Here is a 14,533-nt window from a genome sequence, read left to right as displayed (position 1 = left end):
CGAAGCCGATCTGTGGATCGCAGCCACGGGCCTCCTGGCTGTGGAGGAAGAGCTGTGGAGGAAGAACGGCCAGAGATGGTCCGCTCAGGCCAACCAGACCGTCGTCTCGCCCGGCAGCACGCCGGCCGCGTCACCGAGCGGCCCGGACGCGACCACGACGTCACCCGACGGCAGCGGCACGGGCGTCGTGCCGAGGTTCGTGACCGACCGCCACCCGTCGTGCCGGGCGAAGGCGACCACGTCGTCGGGGGCGTCCAGCCAGGTGAGCTCCTCCCCCTGCTGCAACCGGCGACGAGCGTCGAGCGCTGCCCGGTACAGGGACAGCGTCGATGCCGGATCCCCGTCCTCCGCCTGCACCGACGACGCCCCGAAGTCCGCGGGCTGCGGCAGCAGCGGCGCGACGTCCCCGAAGCCGAACGACGGTCCGGAGGTCGTCCACGGGATCGGCACACGGCACCCGTCCCGGCCCTTGACGGTGTGTCCTGAGCGCAGCCACTTCGGATCCTGCAGCTCGTCACGCGGGATCGCGGCGGCTTCGTGCAGGCCGAGTTCCTCGCCCTGGTAGACGTACGACGACCCGGGCAGCGCGAGCATCAGCAGGGTCGCGGCGCGGGCACGGCGGAGGCCCCGCTCGCGGTCGAGCTCGGGGGTGGTGCCGTCGGTCAGCAACCACGCGTCGGTGTCGGTGTCGTCCGGCAGGCCGTAGCGGCTGGCGTGCCGCACGACGTCGTGGTTCGACAGCACCCAGGTGCTCGACGCACCGGACTGCTCGGACGCCGCCAGGTTCCGCTCGATGATGCTCCGGAAGGCGGCAGCCTCGAACGGCGCCTCGAGCAGGTCGAAGTTGAACGCCTGCCCGAGTTCGGTGGGCCGGGCGTACAGGACGCGTCGCGGTGCCGGTGCCCAGGCCTCGGCGACGGCGGCCCGGGGCGGGTCGTACTCGTCGAGCACGGTGCGCCAGGACGCGAAGACCTCGTGCACCTCGTCGCGGTCGTACAGCGGGTCGGAGCCGTCGAGCGGCAGCGCGTGCTCGTTCGATGCGCGGTACGGCGTCGACAGGTCCTTCGCCAGGCCGTGTGCGACGTCGACCCGGAAGCCGTCGACCCCGCGGTCCGACCAGAAGCGCAGCGTGTCCTCGAAGTCCGCACGGACCTCAGGGTTGGACCAGTCCAGGTCGGGCTGCTCGGGTGCGAAGAGGTGCAGGTACCACTGGCCGTCCGGCACCCTGGTCCAGGCGCTCCCGCCGAAGTTCGACACCCAGTCGCTCGGCGGCAGTTCCCCGGACACACCCGCCCCGTCGCGGAAGACGTACCGCGCCCGTTCCGGCGAGCCCGGCGCGGACGCGAGTGCCGCCCGGAACCACTCGTGCTCGTCCGAGGTGTGGTTCGGCACGATGTCCACGATCACCCGCAGGTCGTGCTCGTGCGCGGACCGGAGCAGGGCGTCAAGGTCCGCCAGCGAGCCGAGTCGTGGATCGACCGCCCGGTAGTCGGCCACGTCGTACCCGCCGTCAGCGAGGGGCGACGGGAAGAACGGCGAGAGCCACAACGCGTCGACGCCGAGTGCCGCCAGGTAGGGCACGCGGCTGGTGATGCCCGCGACGTCGCCCAGGCCGTCGGCGTTCGAGTCCGCGAAGCTGCGTGGGTAGACCTGGTAGACGACGGCGTCGCGCCACCAGTCCGGGTTCGACGTGCGGGGCGTGCTGGCCGGCGTCCGAAGCGTGCTCACGTCGCCACCGTACCCATCGCCACCGTACCCAGCGGTCTGGGAATAGCACGCCGTACGCTCGAATTGGTTGTCGCAGACACCTTTCCGTCCCAGAACAACGTCTCGAACCAGAAGGATCACCATGACGAACGTCCTCGCACTCGTCGGCAGCCTCCGCGCCGACTCCATCAACCGCAAGCTCGCCGAGGCCGCGGCGCACCACGCGCCGGAGGGCATCGAGGTCACCACGTTCGACGGCATCGTCGACCTGCCGTTCTACAACGAGGACATCGACGGCGACACCCCGCCGGCCGCAGCGGTCGCCTTCCGCGACGCGATCGCCGCCGCGGACGCCGTCCTGCTCGTCACCCCCGAGTACAACGGCACGATCCCGGCCGTGCTGAAGAACGCCCTCGACTGGGCATCGCGTCCGTTCGGCGCCTCGCCGCTGTCCGGCAAGCCGCTCGCCGCCATCGGTTCCGCGTTCGGGCAGTACGGCGGCGTGTGGGCCCACGACGACGCCCGCAAGGTCGCCGGCATCGCCGGCGCGAAGGTCCTCGAGGACGTCAAGGTCGCGATCCCGCAGTCGGTCGTCCGCTTCGCGGAGACCCACCCGCGCGAGGACGCCGAGGTCACCTCGCTCGTCCAGGGCGCGCTGAACGCACTCGCCGACGCCTCGACCGAGCAGGCCGCCGCGTAGAGCGACCGGGTGCGGTCGACCGCACCTCAGGACGGACGGGAGGCCCGTGGCGACCCCGCCACGGGCCTCCCGTCCTGCACGCGGGAACGAAGCAGGCACACCCACAGGAAGTCGCTAGACGGCCTCCATACGAGACGGACTAGCCTGTGGCAATGGCAACGCAGGAGATCACCGAGGCGTCCGGGTACTGGTTCCCCGACGACGACGCGACCCAGCGCGGGGTCGCCGTGCTCAACGCCCTGCGTCGCTACCGGGCCGCCGAGACCGCGATGCGCCGCCGCACCCGCGACTCGATGGGCATGGGCGAGACCGACCTGCTCGCCGTGCGCTTCCTGCTGCAGTCGCAGCGCTCGGGCCGCAGCATCAGCCCGAAGGACCTCGCCGCCTACCTCAAGATCTCGTCGGCCTCGACCACGATCCTGATCGACCGCCTGGTCAAGTCGAACCACGTGCGCCGCGACCCGCACCCCACCGACCGTCGAGCGCTCGTGATCACCCCGACGACCGAGACCGACGACGAGGTCCGCGCGACCCTCGGCATCATGCACCGCCGGATGATGTCGATCGCCGAGGGACTGCCCGCGTCCGAGGCACGCATCGTCGCGTCGTTCCTCGAGCAGATGCGCGGCGCCGTCGACCAGGTCGACCCGGCACCGGCCCACTGACCGGCGCGAACACACCCGGTGGAACGCCCGGGGGACAGTGCGGTTCCGTGCGCACTGAGAGTGGTCTCGGCCGCACCGCGTAGACCGGAAGGGTCACCGACGCGAAAGGAGCCACCACCATGCACGCTTCGGACAAGATGGCCAAGAACCTCCAGGCGGTCCTCGTGGACCTCATCGACCTGCACCTCCAGGGCAAGCAGGCCCACTGGAACATCCTCGGCACGAACTTCCGCGACCTGCACCTGCAGCTCGACGAGATCGTCGACGCCGCACGCGAGTTCGCCGACGACACGGCGGAGCGCATGCGCGCCCTGTACGCCGTGCCGGACGGACGCTCGAGCACGGTCTCGGCGTCGAGCCACCTCGACCAGTTCCCCGAGGGCGAGATCACGACGCACGACGCCATCGACCAGGTGACGCTCCGCCTCTACCAGGCGACCGGCACCATGCGCGACGTGCACGACGAGGTCGACGAAGAGGACCCGACGACCGCGGACCTGCTCCACGGCTTCATCGAGCGCCTCGAGCAGCTCGCGTGGATGGTCTCCGCCGAGAACCGCGCGCCGAGCACGCCGCTGGCCTCCGCCACGACGCCTGCCGTCGCCGACGCCTCGGCGCACGCCTAGGGGACCGAGTGGACCTCGGCATCCAGGGCAAGACCGCGCTCGTCTTCGGTGCCGACTCCGGCATCGGCTGGAACACGGCTCGCATCCTCCTGGCGGAGGGTGCGACCGTGGTCGTGAGCGACCTCGACCAGGCGCAGCTCGACAACAGCGCCGACCAGCTCGAAGCGCCGCTCGGCAAGCTGCACGCGTTCGCGGCCGACGTCACGAGCGCGGCGAGCCTGGCGGACCTGCACGGCAAGGTGCGGGACGCCGTCGGCGCGATCGACATCCTGGTGCAGTCCTCGGGCGTCACCGGCGCCCAGGGACTGTTCCACGAGATCGACGAGCAGGGTTGGGCCGACACCATCGACGTCGACCTGATGGGTCCTGTCCGCATCACGCGCGAGTTCATCGGCGACCTGCGGCAGGGCGGGTGGGGCCGGATCGTGTACCTCGTGTCCGAGGACGCCTCGCAGCCCTACGACGACGAACTGCCCTACTGCGCCGCGAAGGCCGGGGTCCTGTCGTTCGCGAAGGGCCTGTCGCGCACCTACGCGCGGGAGGGCGTGCTCGTGAACACCGTCAGCCCCGCGTTCATCCACACGCCCATGACGGACGCGATGATGAACAAGCGGGCGAAGGAGACGAACCAGAGCTTCGACGACGCGATCACGAGTTTCCTCGACGAGGAACGTCCCTACATGGAGCTGAAGCGCCGCGGTGAGCCGGAAGAGGTCGCGAACGTCATCGCGTTCCTCTGCTCCGACCTCGCGAGCTTCGTCAACGGCTCCAACTACCGGGTCGACTCCGGCTCGGTCGCCACGATCTGACGCCGGGAGGCACCGTGACCGACTACCGATACCTCATCATCGGCGGCGGGATGGTCGCCGACGCCGCCGCCCGCGGTGTCCGCGAGCTCGACGCCGACGGCACGATCGGCATCCTCAGTGAGGACGTCGACCGGCCCTACGCCCGCCCGGCCCTGTCGAAGAAGCTGTGGACCGACCCGGACTTCAGCTGGGACGAGAAGGTCGACCTGCACACCGAGGAGACCGGGGCGTCGTTCGTCCTCGGCACCGCGGTGACGGGGATCGACCGTGCATCGAAGACCGTGACCACGGCCGACGGCCAGACCCACGGCTACGAGCGGCTGCTCATCGCGACCGGCGGCAAGCCCCGCGGGTTGCCGGGCCTGGAGCCCTCGGACCGCGTGCTCGACTACCGCAGCGCCGACGACTACCGGAAGCTCCGCGAGCTCGCCGACGCCGGGGCGCACGTGGTCGTCGTCGGTGGCGGCTACATCGGCCAGGAGATCACCGCGGGGGTCGTGCAGAACGGCGCCCGCGTCACCCTGGTCGACCCCGACGACATCGTGGGCGGCCGGATGTTCCCGGAGGACCTCGCGCGCGCGTTCCAACAGCGCTTCGTCGACGCCGGCGTGGACCTCCGGCTCGGACGTCGGGTCGAGTCCGGCACGCAGACGGCCGACGGGGTCACGCTCACGCTCGACGACGGCTCCGTGCTCGAGGCAGACGCCGTGGTCGCCGGACTCGGCATCGAGCCCGCCACCCAGCTCGCCGCCGACGCCGGTCTGACCGTGCGCGACGGCATCGTGGTCTCGTCGACGCTGCTCACCGACGACGACTCGGTCTTCGCCGCCGGCGACGTCGCCGAGTACCCGGACCGGATCCTCGGGACCCGTCGGGTCGAGCACGTCGACAACGCGCAGCAGCAGGGTCGGCAGGCGGGCCGGAACCTCGCCGACGCCGACGAGACCTACGACCACACGCCGATGTTCTACTCCGACGTCTTCGACATGGGGTACGAGGCGGTGGGGCAGGTCTCCACGAAGCTCCGCACCGTCGAGGACTGGCAGGACCCGACCGTCACCGGCGTCGTCTACTACCTGGACGACGACGACACGGTGCGCGGCGTGCTGCTCTGGAACGTGTGGGACAAGACCGACGAGGCCCGCAAGGTCCTCGCCGAGGCGAACTCCCTGACGTCGGACATGCTGGCGGGCCGCATCACGGCCTGACCGGCGCACGGGTCGCCCTGAACGCGACCGACGGGAGGCCCGGTGCCGGTTCACGGAACCGGCACCGGGCCTCCTGTACGTCGCCTGCAGTGCCCGGTGTCAGCGGTTCGAGTCGGCCTCGGGTGCGACGGCGTCGACCACCGCCTTGCGGTCGGCCGGGTCGACCGGCAGGTCGTCCCCGTCGGCCATCGCGACCGCGTGGGCGGACTTCGCCGCCTCGAGCGTCTCGTCGTCGTTCTTCGCCATGCCGACCAGTTCGACGAAGCGCGACTTCACGAGCATCCACGCCTCGCTCGGGCTCAGACGCGACAAGTCGGACGCCGTCGAGTCGTCGCGCACCCGCTGCAGCGAACCGACCCCGCGGTCCGGCAGCCGGTGGTCGACGTGTGCGACCGCAAGCCGCGCGACCGCGTCGGCCTGGGCGTGCATCACGGAGTGGGCGCCGTCGACGACCTCGCGCAGCACCGCGTAGGGGAACACCCGCGCGAGCCGGCGGATCCAGTCCCGCGGGACCATCGCGTCGTGCTCGCCGCGGACGATGAGGGTGCGCGCCTGCACGTGGGCCGCGCGCTCCTCGATCGGGAACACGATCATCCGGGGCAGCACCTTCGAGAACCAGTGCCATCCGCACAGCGCGTACGCCGTGATGCCGTGCCACCGGACCGCCGAGGGCTCGTGCAGGGTCGACCGCAGGAACCGGAACGCGGACTGGCGGACCGTGCGCGCGTGCGAGTCGACGACCGGGCTGATGAGCACGAGGTCCGAGATCTCCGGGTGACGCGCCGCGACCTCGGTCACGACCTGGGTGCCCATCGAGTGGCCGACCAGGACCGGGTCGACCAGGCCGAGGTCGTCGATGACCTTCTCGACGGCGTCGGCGTACCGCTCGATCGAGACCTTCCCGCGGAACCGGGGAACGCCCGCGAAGCCGGGCAGGTCGAGGGCGTGCACCGGGCCGTTCTCGTTGAGGTGCGGGGCGAGCCGCTCGTAGTAGGTGGCCGCGATGCCGAGGCCGGCGACGAGCAGGAAGGCACGCTCCCCCGGCTCGCCGATCGAACTCACGCGGACGTACGTGCCGTCGACCGCGACCCGGTCCACCTCGACGGTGACGTCGGCGTTCTCAGCCTCCGCGAGTTCGCCGGCCGGGTCCGGGGTGGCTGCCGTGCGCTCGTCGTTCACGTGGGTCTCCTCGGGTCGGGCGAGCGCCCACGATACCCGCGGACACCGCCGCAGCGTGCGCTCCCGCCCGGTCAGCCGCTGAAGGTGTTCGCGGGGAACCCGTGCACCCGCGTCGGCACCGCCAGGATCGCCCCCGAGGACGGGTGCTCCTCCAGCTGCTCCTCGGTGAGGTTCTCCCGTGCCGAGGCGACGAACAGCGTCGACATGTCGGGGCCACCGAAGGCCACCGACGTCACGTTCGGGGTGGGCAGCTCCACGGTCTCGAGGTGCGATCCGTCAGGGCCGTACCGCTCCACCCGGCCGCCGCCGTAGACCGCACTCCACGAGCAGCCCTCGTCGTCGCGGACCAGACCGTCGTGGGCGTGGCCGACGACGAACGGTTCGAGCTCGCCGAGTTCGCCGTCCGGACCGTACGACCCACGGTAGATCGTCGATGCGCTCGTGTCGGTGACGTACATCACGGTGCCGTCGTCCGACCACTCGAAGCCGTTCGTCACGCCGAAGCCGCCACGGAGCACGCGCGTCGCACCGTCCGCCTCGACCGAGTACAGCGCCCCGTCGGGCTCCCCGGTCGTCAGGTTCATGCTGCCGACCAGGAACCGGCCGAACGGGTCGCACTTGCCCTCGTTGAACCGGAGCCCGGCCGTGGCGTGCTCGACGCGGGTGAGTTCACGTTCGACCACCCCGTGCTCGTCCGTCACGACGACGGTGTCCCCGAGCGCTGCGACGAAGCCACCGGAGGCCCGCGGCTGGAAGCTCGCGAGCGGCGGCGGGAGCAGGACCGTCGACACCACGGTGCCGTCGGACTGCGCGGTGACGAGGGTGCCGAGGGTGATGTCGGCCCAGCGGAGGAGCTGCGCCGACGGGTCCCACACGATGCTCTCGGCGAGGACCGCCCGGGCGTCGGAGAAGACGGTCACGGGCCCGGTCGTCGCGCTGGTGCTCATCGGACCGGTCTACCGGCGCCGGCTCCGTGCTCCCTCAGCGAAACACGGAATGTTCGGCTGTGGACTCTCCTAGCTGGCAGCGTGGCTCGATGATCTGTCCACTCCACGCCTGGGGCGACGAGAGCATCCGTTCCCACGGACTCGATGCGCCCGCCTACCTGCTCGGCGCCTCCGTCGTCGACTCCGACGACGTCGAAGCCACCCGCGAGGTGCTCGAGTCGCTGCGGCCGACGAACGGGAAGCTCCACTGGCACGACCTCCGTCGGCGTGAGCGACGACGGGTCGGCGAGGCCGTCGAGGCACTCGAAGCCCTGCACCTCGTCGTGGTCGCCACACCCGTGGATCTCCGTCGGGAAGAACGAGCACGAGCGGTCTGCCTGGAACGTCTCGGATGGGAGCTCGCTCGCCACGACGTGTCACTGCTCACGCTCGAATCACGTGCGAGCGCGCTCATCGCCCGGGATCTGCGAGTCGTGGAAGCACTCCGCGGCCGACGCGTCATCCCGAAGACCCTGCGGGTCGAGCACGGTGACCCCAGGAACGAGCCGATGCTCTGGCTCCCAGATCAGCTGCTCGGGATGTTCGGCGAGGCCATGACCACGGGAAAGCCGCTCTCGGATTCGATCGCCGACGGGCTCGAGACCTTCGAAGTCCGTCCGTGAGCGAACACCGGACGGCGCAAGAGCCGGGACCTGGTATACCCCAGGTGCACCGGCTCCGACTTCTCATCCCCCCAGCAGGAGGCGAGCAAGGTCAATATATCAGAGGCGGGCGTACCGCGCGCGGAAGAAGCTGTAGACGCCGAAGGCGAGGAACCCGATGCCGATCGCGACCAGGACGAACACGCCACCGGGCATCGAGCGCACCGCGTCGAACGCCGCGTCGAGGCCCGTCGCCTGGTCCGGGTCGCTCCGCAGTCCGGCCACACCGATGAGCACACCGACGATGACCACGGCGATGCCCTTGCCGACGTACCCGACGACCCCGAGCACCGTGACCACCCGGTCGAGCGTCCCGGACGGTCGGGTGATCTGCTTCCGGAACGTCCGCCGACACCCGATGACCACGAGCCCGATGCCGACCGCGACCGCGATCGCGCCGGCGAGGAGCAGCACGAACACCCCGCCGGGCGTCGCGAGGGTCTTCGCCGCGGCACTCTGCGACGAGCTGCTGGAACTCGACCCGGCGCCGAGGGCGTACGACGCCGACGAGTACGCGATGATGCCGTAGACCACGGCCTTCGCCACGTCCTTCGCCCGGGCGAGCCACCCACGCGTGCTGTCCGACCGGCCGCCGACGACGGCCTCGACGATCAGCCGCACGGTGAGTGCTGCCGTACCGATCGCGATCAGCCAGAGCAGGAAGACCCCGCCCGGCACGGCAGCGATCTGCTGCAGTGCTCCGGACTGGTCGGTCTCACCGCCGGAGGACGCGTTGCCGATGCCGAGCAGGATCGCGAGGTACCCGATCAGCAGGTGGACGATGCCGCTGCCGACGAAGCCGGCGCGAGCGGTCAGCTCGAACCAGCGGCTGTCCGCCGCTCGTCGGACCTGTCGTCCGGTCTCCCGTGCTGCGTGCTCTGCTGTGTCGCTCATCCGGTCAAGCGTGCCCGACGCGGGCCGGTCTGTCCGGGCCGCGCCGGGCAGTGGACGCGGACCGACGTCGGACGGGCGGCGCGGGGCGGGCTGCACCCGCGCCTCCCGTCAGTCGCCCTTCACGTTGACGACCTGCCGCAGCGTGTGCCGGATCGACACGAGGTCCGACGCGTCCGCCATGACCTGGTCGATCGGCTTGTACGCGCCCGGGATCTCGTCGAGGAACGCGTCGGTGTCGCGGTACTCGATGCCGACCATCGCCTCCCGCAGCTGGTCGTGCGTGAAGGTCCGCCGTGCCGCGCTCCGCGAGAACAGCCGACCGGCTCCGTGCGGCGACGACTCGAGCGACGGCTTGTTGCCGAGGCCCTCGACGACGTACGACGCCGTGCCCATCGACCCGGGGATCAGGCCGGCCTGACCTGCCGTCGCCTGGATCGCACCCTTGCGGGACACCCACACGGACTTCCCCCAGTGCGTCTCGCGCTGCGTGAAGTTGTGGTGGCAGTTGATCCGCTCCTGCTCGTCGACGGGGGTACCGACGACCTCGGACAGCTGCCGCACGACGCGGTCCATCATCTCCTCGCGGTTGAGCAGGGCGAAGTGCTGTGCCCACCGCAGCTCGGCGATGTACCGGTCGAACTCCGGCGTGCCCTCGACCAGGTAGGCGAGGTCGGGGTCCGCCAGCTGGATCCACCAGCGCTCCATCAGCCGCTTGGCGACCGTGATGTGCCGCTGCGCGATCTTGTTGCCGACGCCCCGCGATCCGGAGTGCAGGAAGAGCCAGACCCGGTCCTGCTCGTCGAGGGAGACCTCGATGAAGTGGTTCCCGGAGCCGAGCGTGCCGAGCTGGTTGCGCCAGCCGCCGTGCGCCTGTGCGGGGTCGAACCCGGCGGCGTCGGCCATCGCCTCGAGCTCGGCGATCCGCGGCTCGGCGGTCGCGACGATCTTGTGGTTCGACGCGCCGGCCGACAGCGGGATCGCGCGCTCGATCTGCTCGCGCAGCTCCTGCAGGTCGTCGGGCAGGTCGGCCTCGGTGAACTGGGTCCGGACCGCGATCATGCCGCAGCCGATGTCGACGCCGACGGCAGCCGGCATGACCGCGCCGAGGGTCGGGATGACGGAACCGACGGTGGCGCCGAGGCCGAGGTGGGCGTCCGGCATCAGGGCCAGGTGCGGGAACACGAACGGCATGCGTGCGGTCGTGCGGGCCTGCTGCTCGGTGTTGTCCTCGAGCATCGAGGCCCAACTCAGCAGCCGGTCGTTGATCTTCTTCATTGCTTCGTCTCGCTTTCAGGATGGCCGTCTGGACGGTCGTCTGGACGGTCTTCGATGACGGTCCGGGACGGTGTCCGGCCTGCGCTCCGGGCGACGTCGAGCGCGACGTGGCGAGGATGAGCAGGACGACGAACGCCCCGGGCCGGGTGGGCACGGGGCGTCGTGGGACGTTCCGTGCCTACGCGGGATAGCGGAGGGACCGATGCTGCTGCGGTTCGGGCAGCACGGCGGTCGCGTCGAGCTGGAGCTCGACGCGTTCCTCGTTGTGCTGCACGGCGCGCATGCGCGGTCCTTCCGGTGTGCCCGGGACGGGCGTTCCTGCCGGCGGCGTTGGTGCCGCTGGCGTTCCTGCCGGCGGCGTTGGTGCCGCTGGCGTTCCTGCCGTTGGGCAGGAGAGCGACAGTAGTGCGACACGCCCGGGATGCGCAACTCACCCGGGCGTGTCGCGGTCGTCCACAGTCGGGAGGTCCGTCCCGCGTCCTCCACAGCGGGGTACGTCCGCCTGATGGTCGCGCCCCGGGCGCGGGCAGTCTGGGTGCATGACGGAGCGCACCGAAGACACCCTCGACGCGGTCGACACCCACGCACGCACCGACGGCTACGCCCCGCTCCGCACCTACGGAGCGATCGGCGACGGTCGGACCGTTGCGCTCATCGCCCGCGACGGACAGATCGACTGGCTGCCGATCCCCTCGATGGACTCACCGCCCGTGTTCGCGGCGATCCTCGACGCCGAACACGGCGGCCACGTGGCGCTCCGCCCGGTGGACCGATCGGCCGAGGTCACCCGCGAGTACCTGCCCGGCACCAACGTGCTCGTCACCACGTGGACGACACCGTCCGGGCGGGCGACGGTGACGGACGCGATGGTCACCGGTGTCGCCGGCCGCCTGCCGTGGGCTGAGGTCGCGCGCTGCGTCCAGGGGGTCAACGGGTCCGTGGAGTTCGAGTGGGCCGTCGTGCCCGGCACCCTGCTGGGGACCGCTGAGCCGAAGCGCCTCGACACCGCGAACGGCGCCGTCATCGGCATCGACGGCATCACGATCGCGATCGTCGAGCAGGGGTTCGACCCGGTGGACGACGACCGCCCGCGCTTCTCCGGCCGGTTCACCACCGGCGACGGATCGAAGCACATCCTGACCATCGTCGGCACGCACGACGAGCCGATCTTCATGCCGCGGCCGGAGAGCGCACTCGCCGCGATGGACCGCACGATCGACAACTGGGCGACCTGGTCGGAGGAGTTCTCCTACGACGGCCCCTGGGCCGAAGCAGTGCAGCGCAGCGCCCTCGCCCTGAAGCTGCTCATCTTCTCGCCGACCGGAGCGATCGCGGCGGCGCCGACCACGAGCCTGCCCGAGGACCGGACCGGCGGCAAGAACTGGGACTACCGGTTCGCCTGGGTGCGCGACCTGTCGTACACCGTGCACGCCCTGACCCGGTTCGGCCTGCGCGAGGAGACCCACGCGGCGGTGTCGTGGGTGATGCGCACCATCGCCGAGCACGACGAGGACATGCCGATCTTCTACGAGCTCGACGGCACGAAGAGCGACGACGTCGAGGAGCGCGACGTCCCCGGGTGGAACGGCATCGGCCCGGTCACGGTGGGCAACCGCGCCGGCGACCAGCTGCAGCTCGGAGTCTGGGGTGACGTCTTCGAGATCCTGCGCCAGTACGTGAACGCCGGTAACGTCCTGGACCGGAAGACCGCGGCCGTCCTGCAGCAACTCGCCGACGACGCCTGCCATCGGTGGGAGGAACCGGACTCCGGCATGTGGGAGCTCGAGGACACCCAGCACTACGTCACGAGCAAGATCGGCTGCTGGCAGGCCCTCGACGCCGCGGTGGACCTCCACGACGCCGGGATGATCGACGGGCCGCGCGAGAAGTGGGTCGAGAACCGCGAGCTCATCGAGCAGTGGGTCGCCGAGCACGGCTGGGACGAGGAACGCGGGCACTACGTGATGTACCCGGGTTCGGATGCGCTCGACACATCGATCCTGCTGCACGCGATGAGCTCCTTCGACCGCGGCCCACGCATGGCGTCGACCATCCGGGCGATCGAGGAGCAGCTGCAGCGCGGACCGCTGGTGTACCGCTACTCGGGCATCGAGGACGAGGAGTCGCCCTTCGTCGCGTGCTCGTTCTGGCTCGCTGCCGCGATGGCCTGCACGGGCCGGGTCGACGACGCTCGGACCCTGATGGACGAGATGGTCGGCCAGGCGAACGACGTCGGGCTGTTCAGCGAGATGATCAGCGAGGACGGCTCGTTCATGGGCAACCTCCCCCAGGGGCTGTCGCACCTGGCGCTCATCCAGGCAGCGCTGACCATCGAGGAACTGACTGGCGAGGACGACCGCTCGGAGTGATCATGGAGGGGTCATGAACGACGTCGATGCACGGATGGACCGGCTCCGCAGGGCCGCTCGCTACCGCTACCAGCAGCTGGTCGACAGTGAGATCGAGCGGGGGTCGCTCGATCCGGACGAGGTGCGTGAGGAACGCCGGCTGCTGAAGGCGGCCGACGTCGCCGCGCATGCTCGGGCACAGATCGAGGAGGCCGAGCGCCGCGGCGTCTTCGAGGGCAATCCGTACCACGGCAAGCCCCTGCCCGGGAACGACGGGCAGCACGACCCGGACTGGTGGATCCGCTCCAAGATCGAACGCGAGGACATCCGCGGCATCGCTCCGCCTGCTCTCGCACTCCGCACCGAGGACGCGGAACTCGACGATGCCCTCGACGCGCTGTCGACGGAGGCCGACGTGCGTGATGTCCTGGTGGACTTCAACGCCCGGGTGAAGGAAGCCCGACGCCAGCTGCTCGGTGGGCCGCCGGTCGTGACGCCGCTGCGGGACGTCGACGACGAGGTCACCGCGTGGCGTGTCCGCCGGGAGGCCCGTCTCGCCGCGGCCGCAGCGGCTGCGGCTGCACTGGCGGCCGGGTCTGACGACCGACCTCGTCGGTGGTGGCGCCGGCGTCACTGAACGTGGTGAAGGGCCGTCCCGGTTGCCCGGGGCGGCCCTTCACGTGTGGTGCGTGTGGTGCGGGGTGTTACTTGATCTGTGCGGTGATGGTGGCGGTGCCGACGAGGAGGCCGCGCTTGACGGCGTCGGTGCCGAAGGTCTTGTTCAGCAGGCCGGCGGCGTCTTCGGAGACGTGGACGGTGGTGCCGGTCAGGATGGCGTTGTCGCCCTCGAGCTGGAGGGGCTTGAGGGAGCCGCCCCAGAGCTCGAACAGGAACGCGTTGGACGCGGCGACCTTGCCGTTGACCAGGACGTCACCGTAGAGCTTGGAGGAGCCCGGGTTCACGACGAAGTTCTCGAGCGTGACGGTGGTGTCGCCGGCCTTCAGCGTCAGGCCGGAGTCGTCGTGGTTGAGCAGGCCCTGCACGTAGGGCTTGTAGTTGCCGTCCGGCGACCAGTACGTGACCGAACCGGCGGTGATCGGGAACGACACCGACCCGTCCGCGAGGGTCGCATCCCCGGAGACGCCGGGGGTGAGCTTGAGGGCGGTGAGGGCGTCGGTGAAGCCGGAGTCGAGCTTCACGGCGGTGGAACCACCGAGGACCTCGGGGACCGAGGCGACCGGTGCGGGGATCTTCGACGACGACGACGAGACCGTGTGGATCGCCGGGGTCGAGGCCTGGGCGGAGGAGATGCCGAACGCGGCACCGCCGAGCACGAGGGCGCCGGTCGTGGCGAGGGTGATGGAGGTCTTCAGGCTCTTGCGCATGGTGATCGTTTCCTTTGCTGTGTGGGCACCCCGGCCGACGGCCGACGTATGCTCCTGTGCGTACGCTGAACAACGGCCATGTCTGACCG

Annotated in this window: 14 protein-coding genes; 8 read left to right on the top strand and 6 right to left on the bottom strand. The window is 70.6% G+C overall.

The features are described from left to right. Positions 1 to 84: 84 nt before the first annotated feature. On the bottom strand, positions 85 to 1,728 hold the full coding sequence (locus GVL05_RS01930) for a glycoside hydrolase family 13 protein (protein ID WP_235035798.1): 1,644 nt from the start codon (positions 1,726 to 1,728) through the stop codon (positions 85 to 87). A 121-nt stretch (positions 1,729 to 1,849) separates the two neighbouring features. Here GVL05_RS01930 and GVL05_RS01925 point away from each other — a divergent pair, with 121 nt between their 5' ends. The 5 genes from GVL05_RS01925 (at position 1,850) to GVL05_RS01905 (ending at position 5,715) form a co-directional block, all read left to right on the top strand. Then, positions 1,850 to 2,407, top strand: coding sequence for an NADPH-dependent FMN reductase (locus GVL05_RS01925; protein ID WP_111086916.1), 558 nt, complete (start codon positions 1,850 to 1,852; stop codon positions 2,405 to 2,407). Between the two features lie 152 nt (positions 2,408 to 2,559). Next, positions 2,560 to 3,072 (top strand): MarR family winged helix-turn-helix transcriptional regulator, encoded by a 513-nt coding sequence (locus tag GVL05_RS01920; protein ID WP_159570839.1) that lies wholly within the window; start codon positions 2,560 to 2,562, stop codon positions 3,070 to 3,072. A 119-nt stretch (positions 3,073 to 3,191) separates the two neighbouring features. Then, a complete protein-coding gene (locus GVL05_RS01915; protein WP_159570836.1) occupies positions 3,192 to 3,698 on the top strand; it encodes a Dps family protein in 507 nt (168 codons plus the stop codon). Between the two features lie 8 nt (positions 3,699 to 3,706). Continuing rightward, entirely contained in the window at positions 3,707 to 4,507 is an 801-nt protein-coding gene (locus GVL05_RS01910) for an SDR family NAD(P)-dependent oxidoreductase (protein WP_131844787.1), read from the top strand. A 14-nt stretch (positions 4,508 to 4,521) separates the two neighbouring features. Next, positions 4,522 to 5,715: an NAD(P)/FAD-dependent oxidoreductase gene (locus GVL05_RS01905; RefSeq protein WP_159570833.1), complete on the top strand. Its 1,194-nt coding sequence runs from the start codon at positions 4,522 to 4,524 to the stop codon at positions 5,713 to 5,715. 99 nt (positions 5,716 to 5,814) lie between these two features. On the opposite strand, the gene GVL05_RS01900 is transcribed toward GVL05_RS01905, so the two are convergent. Beyond that, on the bottom strand, positions 5,815 to 6,894 hold the full coding sequence (locus GVL05_RS01900; protein ID WP_159570830.1) for an alpha/beta fold hydrolase: 1,080 nt from the start codon (positions 6,892 to 6,894) through the stop codon (positions 5,815 to 5,817). A gap of 71 nt (positions 6,895 to 6,965) precedes the next feature. After that, positions 6,966 to 7,841 carry an SMP-30/gluconolactonase/LRE family protein gene (locus GVL05_RS01895; RefSeq protein ID WP_159570827.1) on the bottom strand — a complete coding sequence of 292 codons (876 nt, stop codon included), beginning with the start codon at positions 7,839 to 7,841 and terminating at the stop codon, positions 6,966 to 6,968. Between the two features lie 89 nt (positions 7,842 to 7,930). Here GVL05_RS01895 and GVL05_RS01890 point away from each other — a divergent pair, with 89 nt between their 5' ends. Beyond that, a complete protein-coding gene (locus GVL05_RS01890; protein ID WP_159570824.1) occupies positions 7,931 to 8,503 on the top strand; it encodes a hypothetical protein in 573 nt (190 codons plus the stop codon). A 99-nt stretch (positions 8,504 to 8,602) separates the two neighbouring features. Here GVL05_RS01890 and GVL05_RS01885 read toward each other — a convergent pair whose 3' ends face one another. After that, the gene (locus GVL05_RS01885; protein ID WP_123672176.1) at positions 8,603 to 9,436 is read right to left on the bottom strand and encodes a DUF1206 domain-containing protein; all 834 of its coding nucleotides are present in this window, start codon (positions 9,434 to 9,436) and stop codon (positions 8,603 to 8,605) included. A 108-nt stretch (positions 9,437 to 9,544) separates the two neighbouring features. Next, a complete protein-coding gene (locus GVL05_RS01880) occupies positions 9,545 to 10,711 on the bottom strand; it encodes an RtcB family protein (RefSeq protein ID WP_159570821.1) in 1,167 nt (388 codons plus the stop codon). Between the two features lie 539 nt (positions 10,712 to 11,250). On the opposite strand from GVL05_RS01880, the gene GVL05_RS01875 reads away from it, so the two are divergent. After that, positions 11,251 to 13,080: a glycoside hydrolase family 15 protein gene (locus GVL05_RS01875; protein ID WP_159570818.1), complete on the top strand. Its 1,830-nt coding sequence runs from the start codon at positions 11,251 to 11,253 to the stop codon at positions 13,078 to 13,080. A 13-nt stretch (positions 13,081 to 13,093) separates the two neighbouring features. Further along, positions 13,094 to 13,696: a DUF1992 domain-containing protein gene (locus GVL05_RS01870; RefSeq protein WP_159570816.1), complete on the top strand. Its 603-nt coding sequence runs from the start codon at positions 13,094 to 13,096 to the stop codon at positions 13,694 to 13,696. A 67-nt stretch (positions 13,697 to 13,763) separates the two neighbouring features. Here the strand turns inward: GVL05_RS01870 and GVL05_RS01865 are convergent, their stop codons facing one another. Further along, complete coding sequence (locus tag GVL05_RS01865; RefSeq protein WP_131922103.1) at positions 13,764 to 14,444, bottom strand: hypothetical protein; 681 nt, start codon at positions 14,442 to 14,444, stop codon at positions 13,764 to 13,766. Positions 14,445 to 14,533: the final 89 nt, after the last annotated feature.

It is taken from the genome of Curtobacterium sp. 18060 (assembly GCF_902706105.1).
GTDB lineage: Bacteria > Actinomycetota > Actinomycetes > Actinomycetales > Microbacteriaceae > Curtobacterium.
Note: the sequence above shows the minus strand (reverse complement) of the source record. Positions and strands in the feature narration are given on the sequence as shown.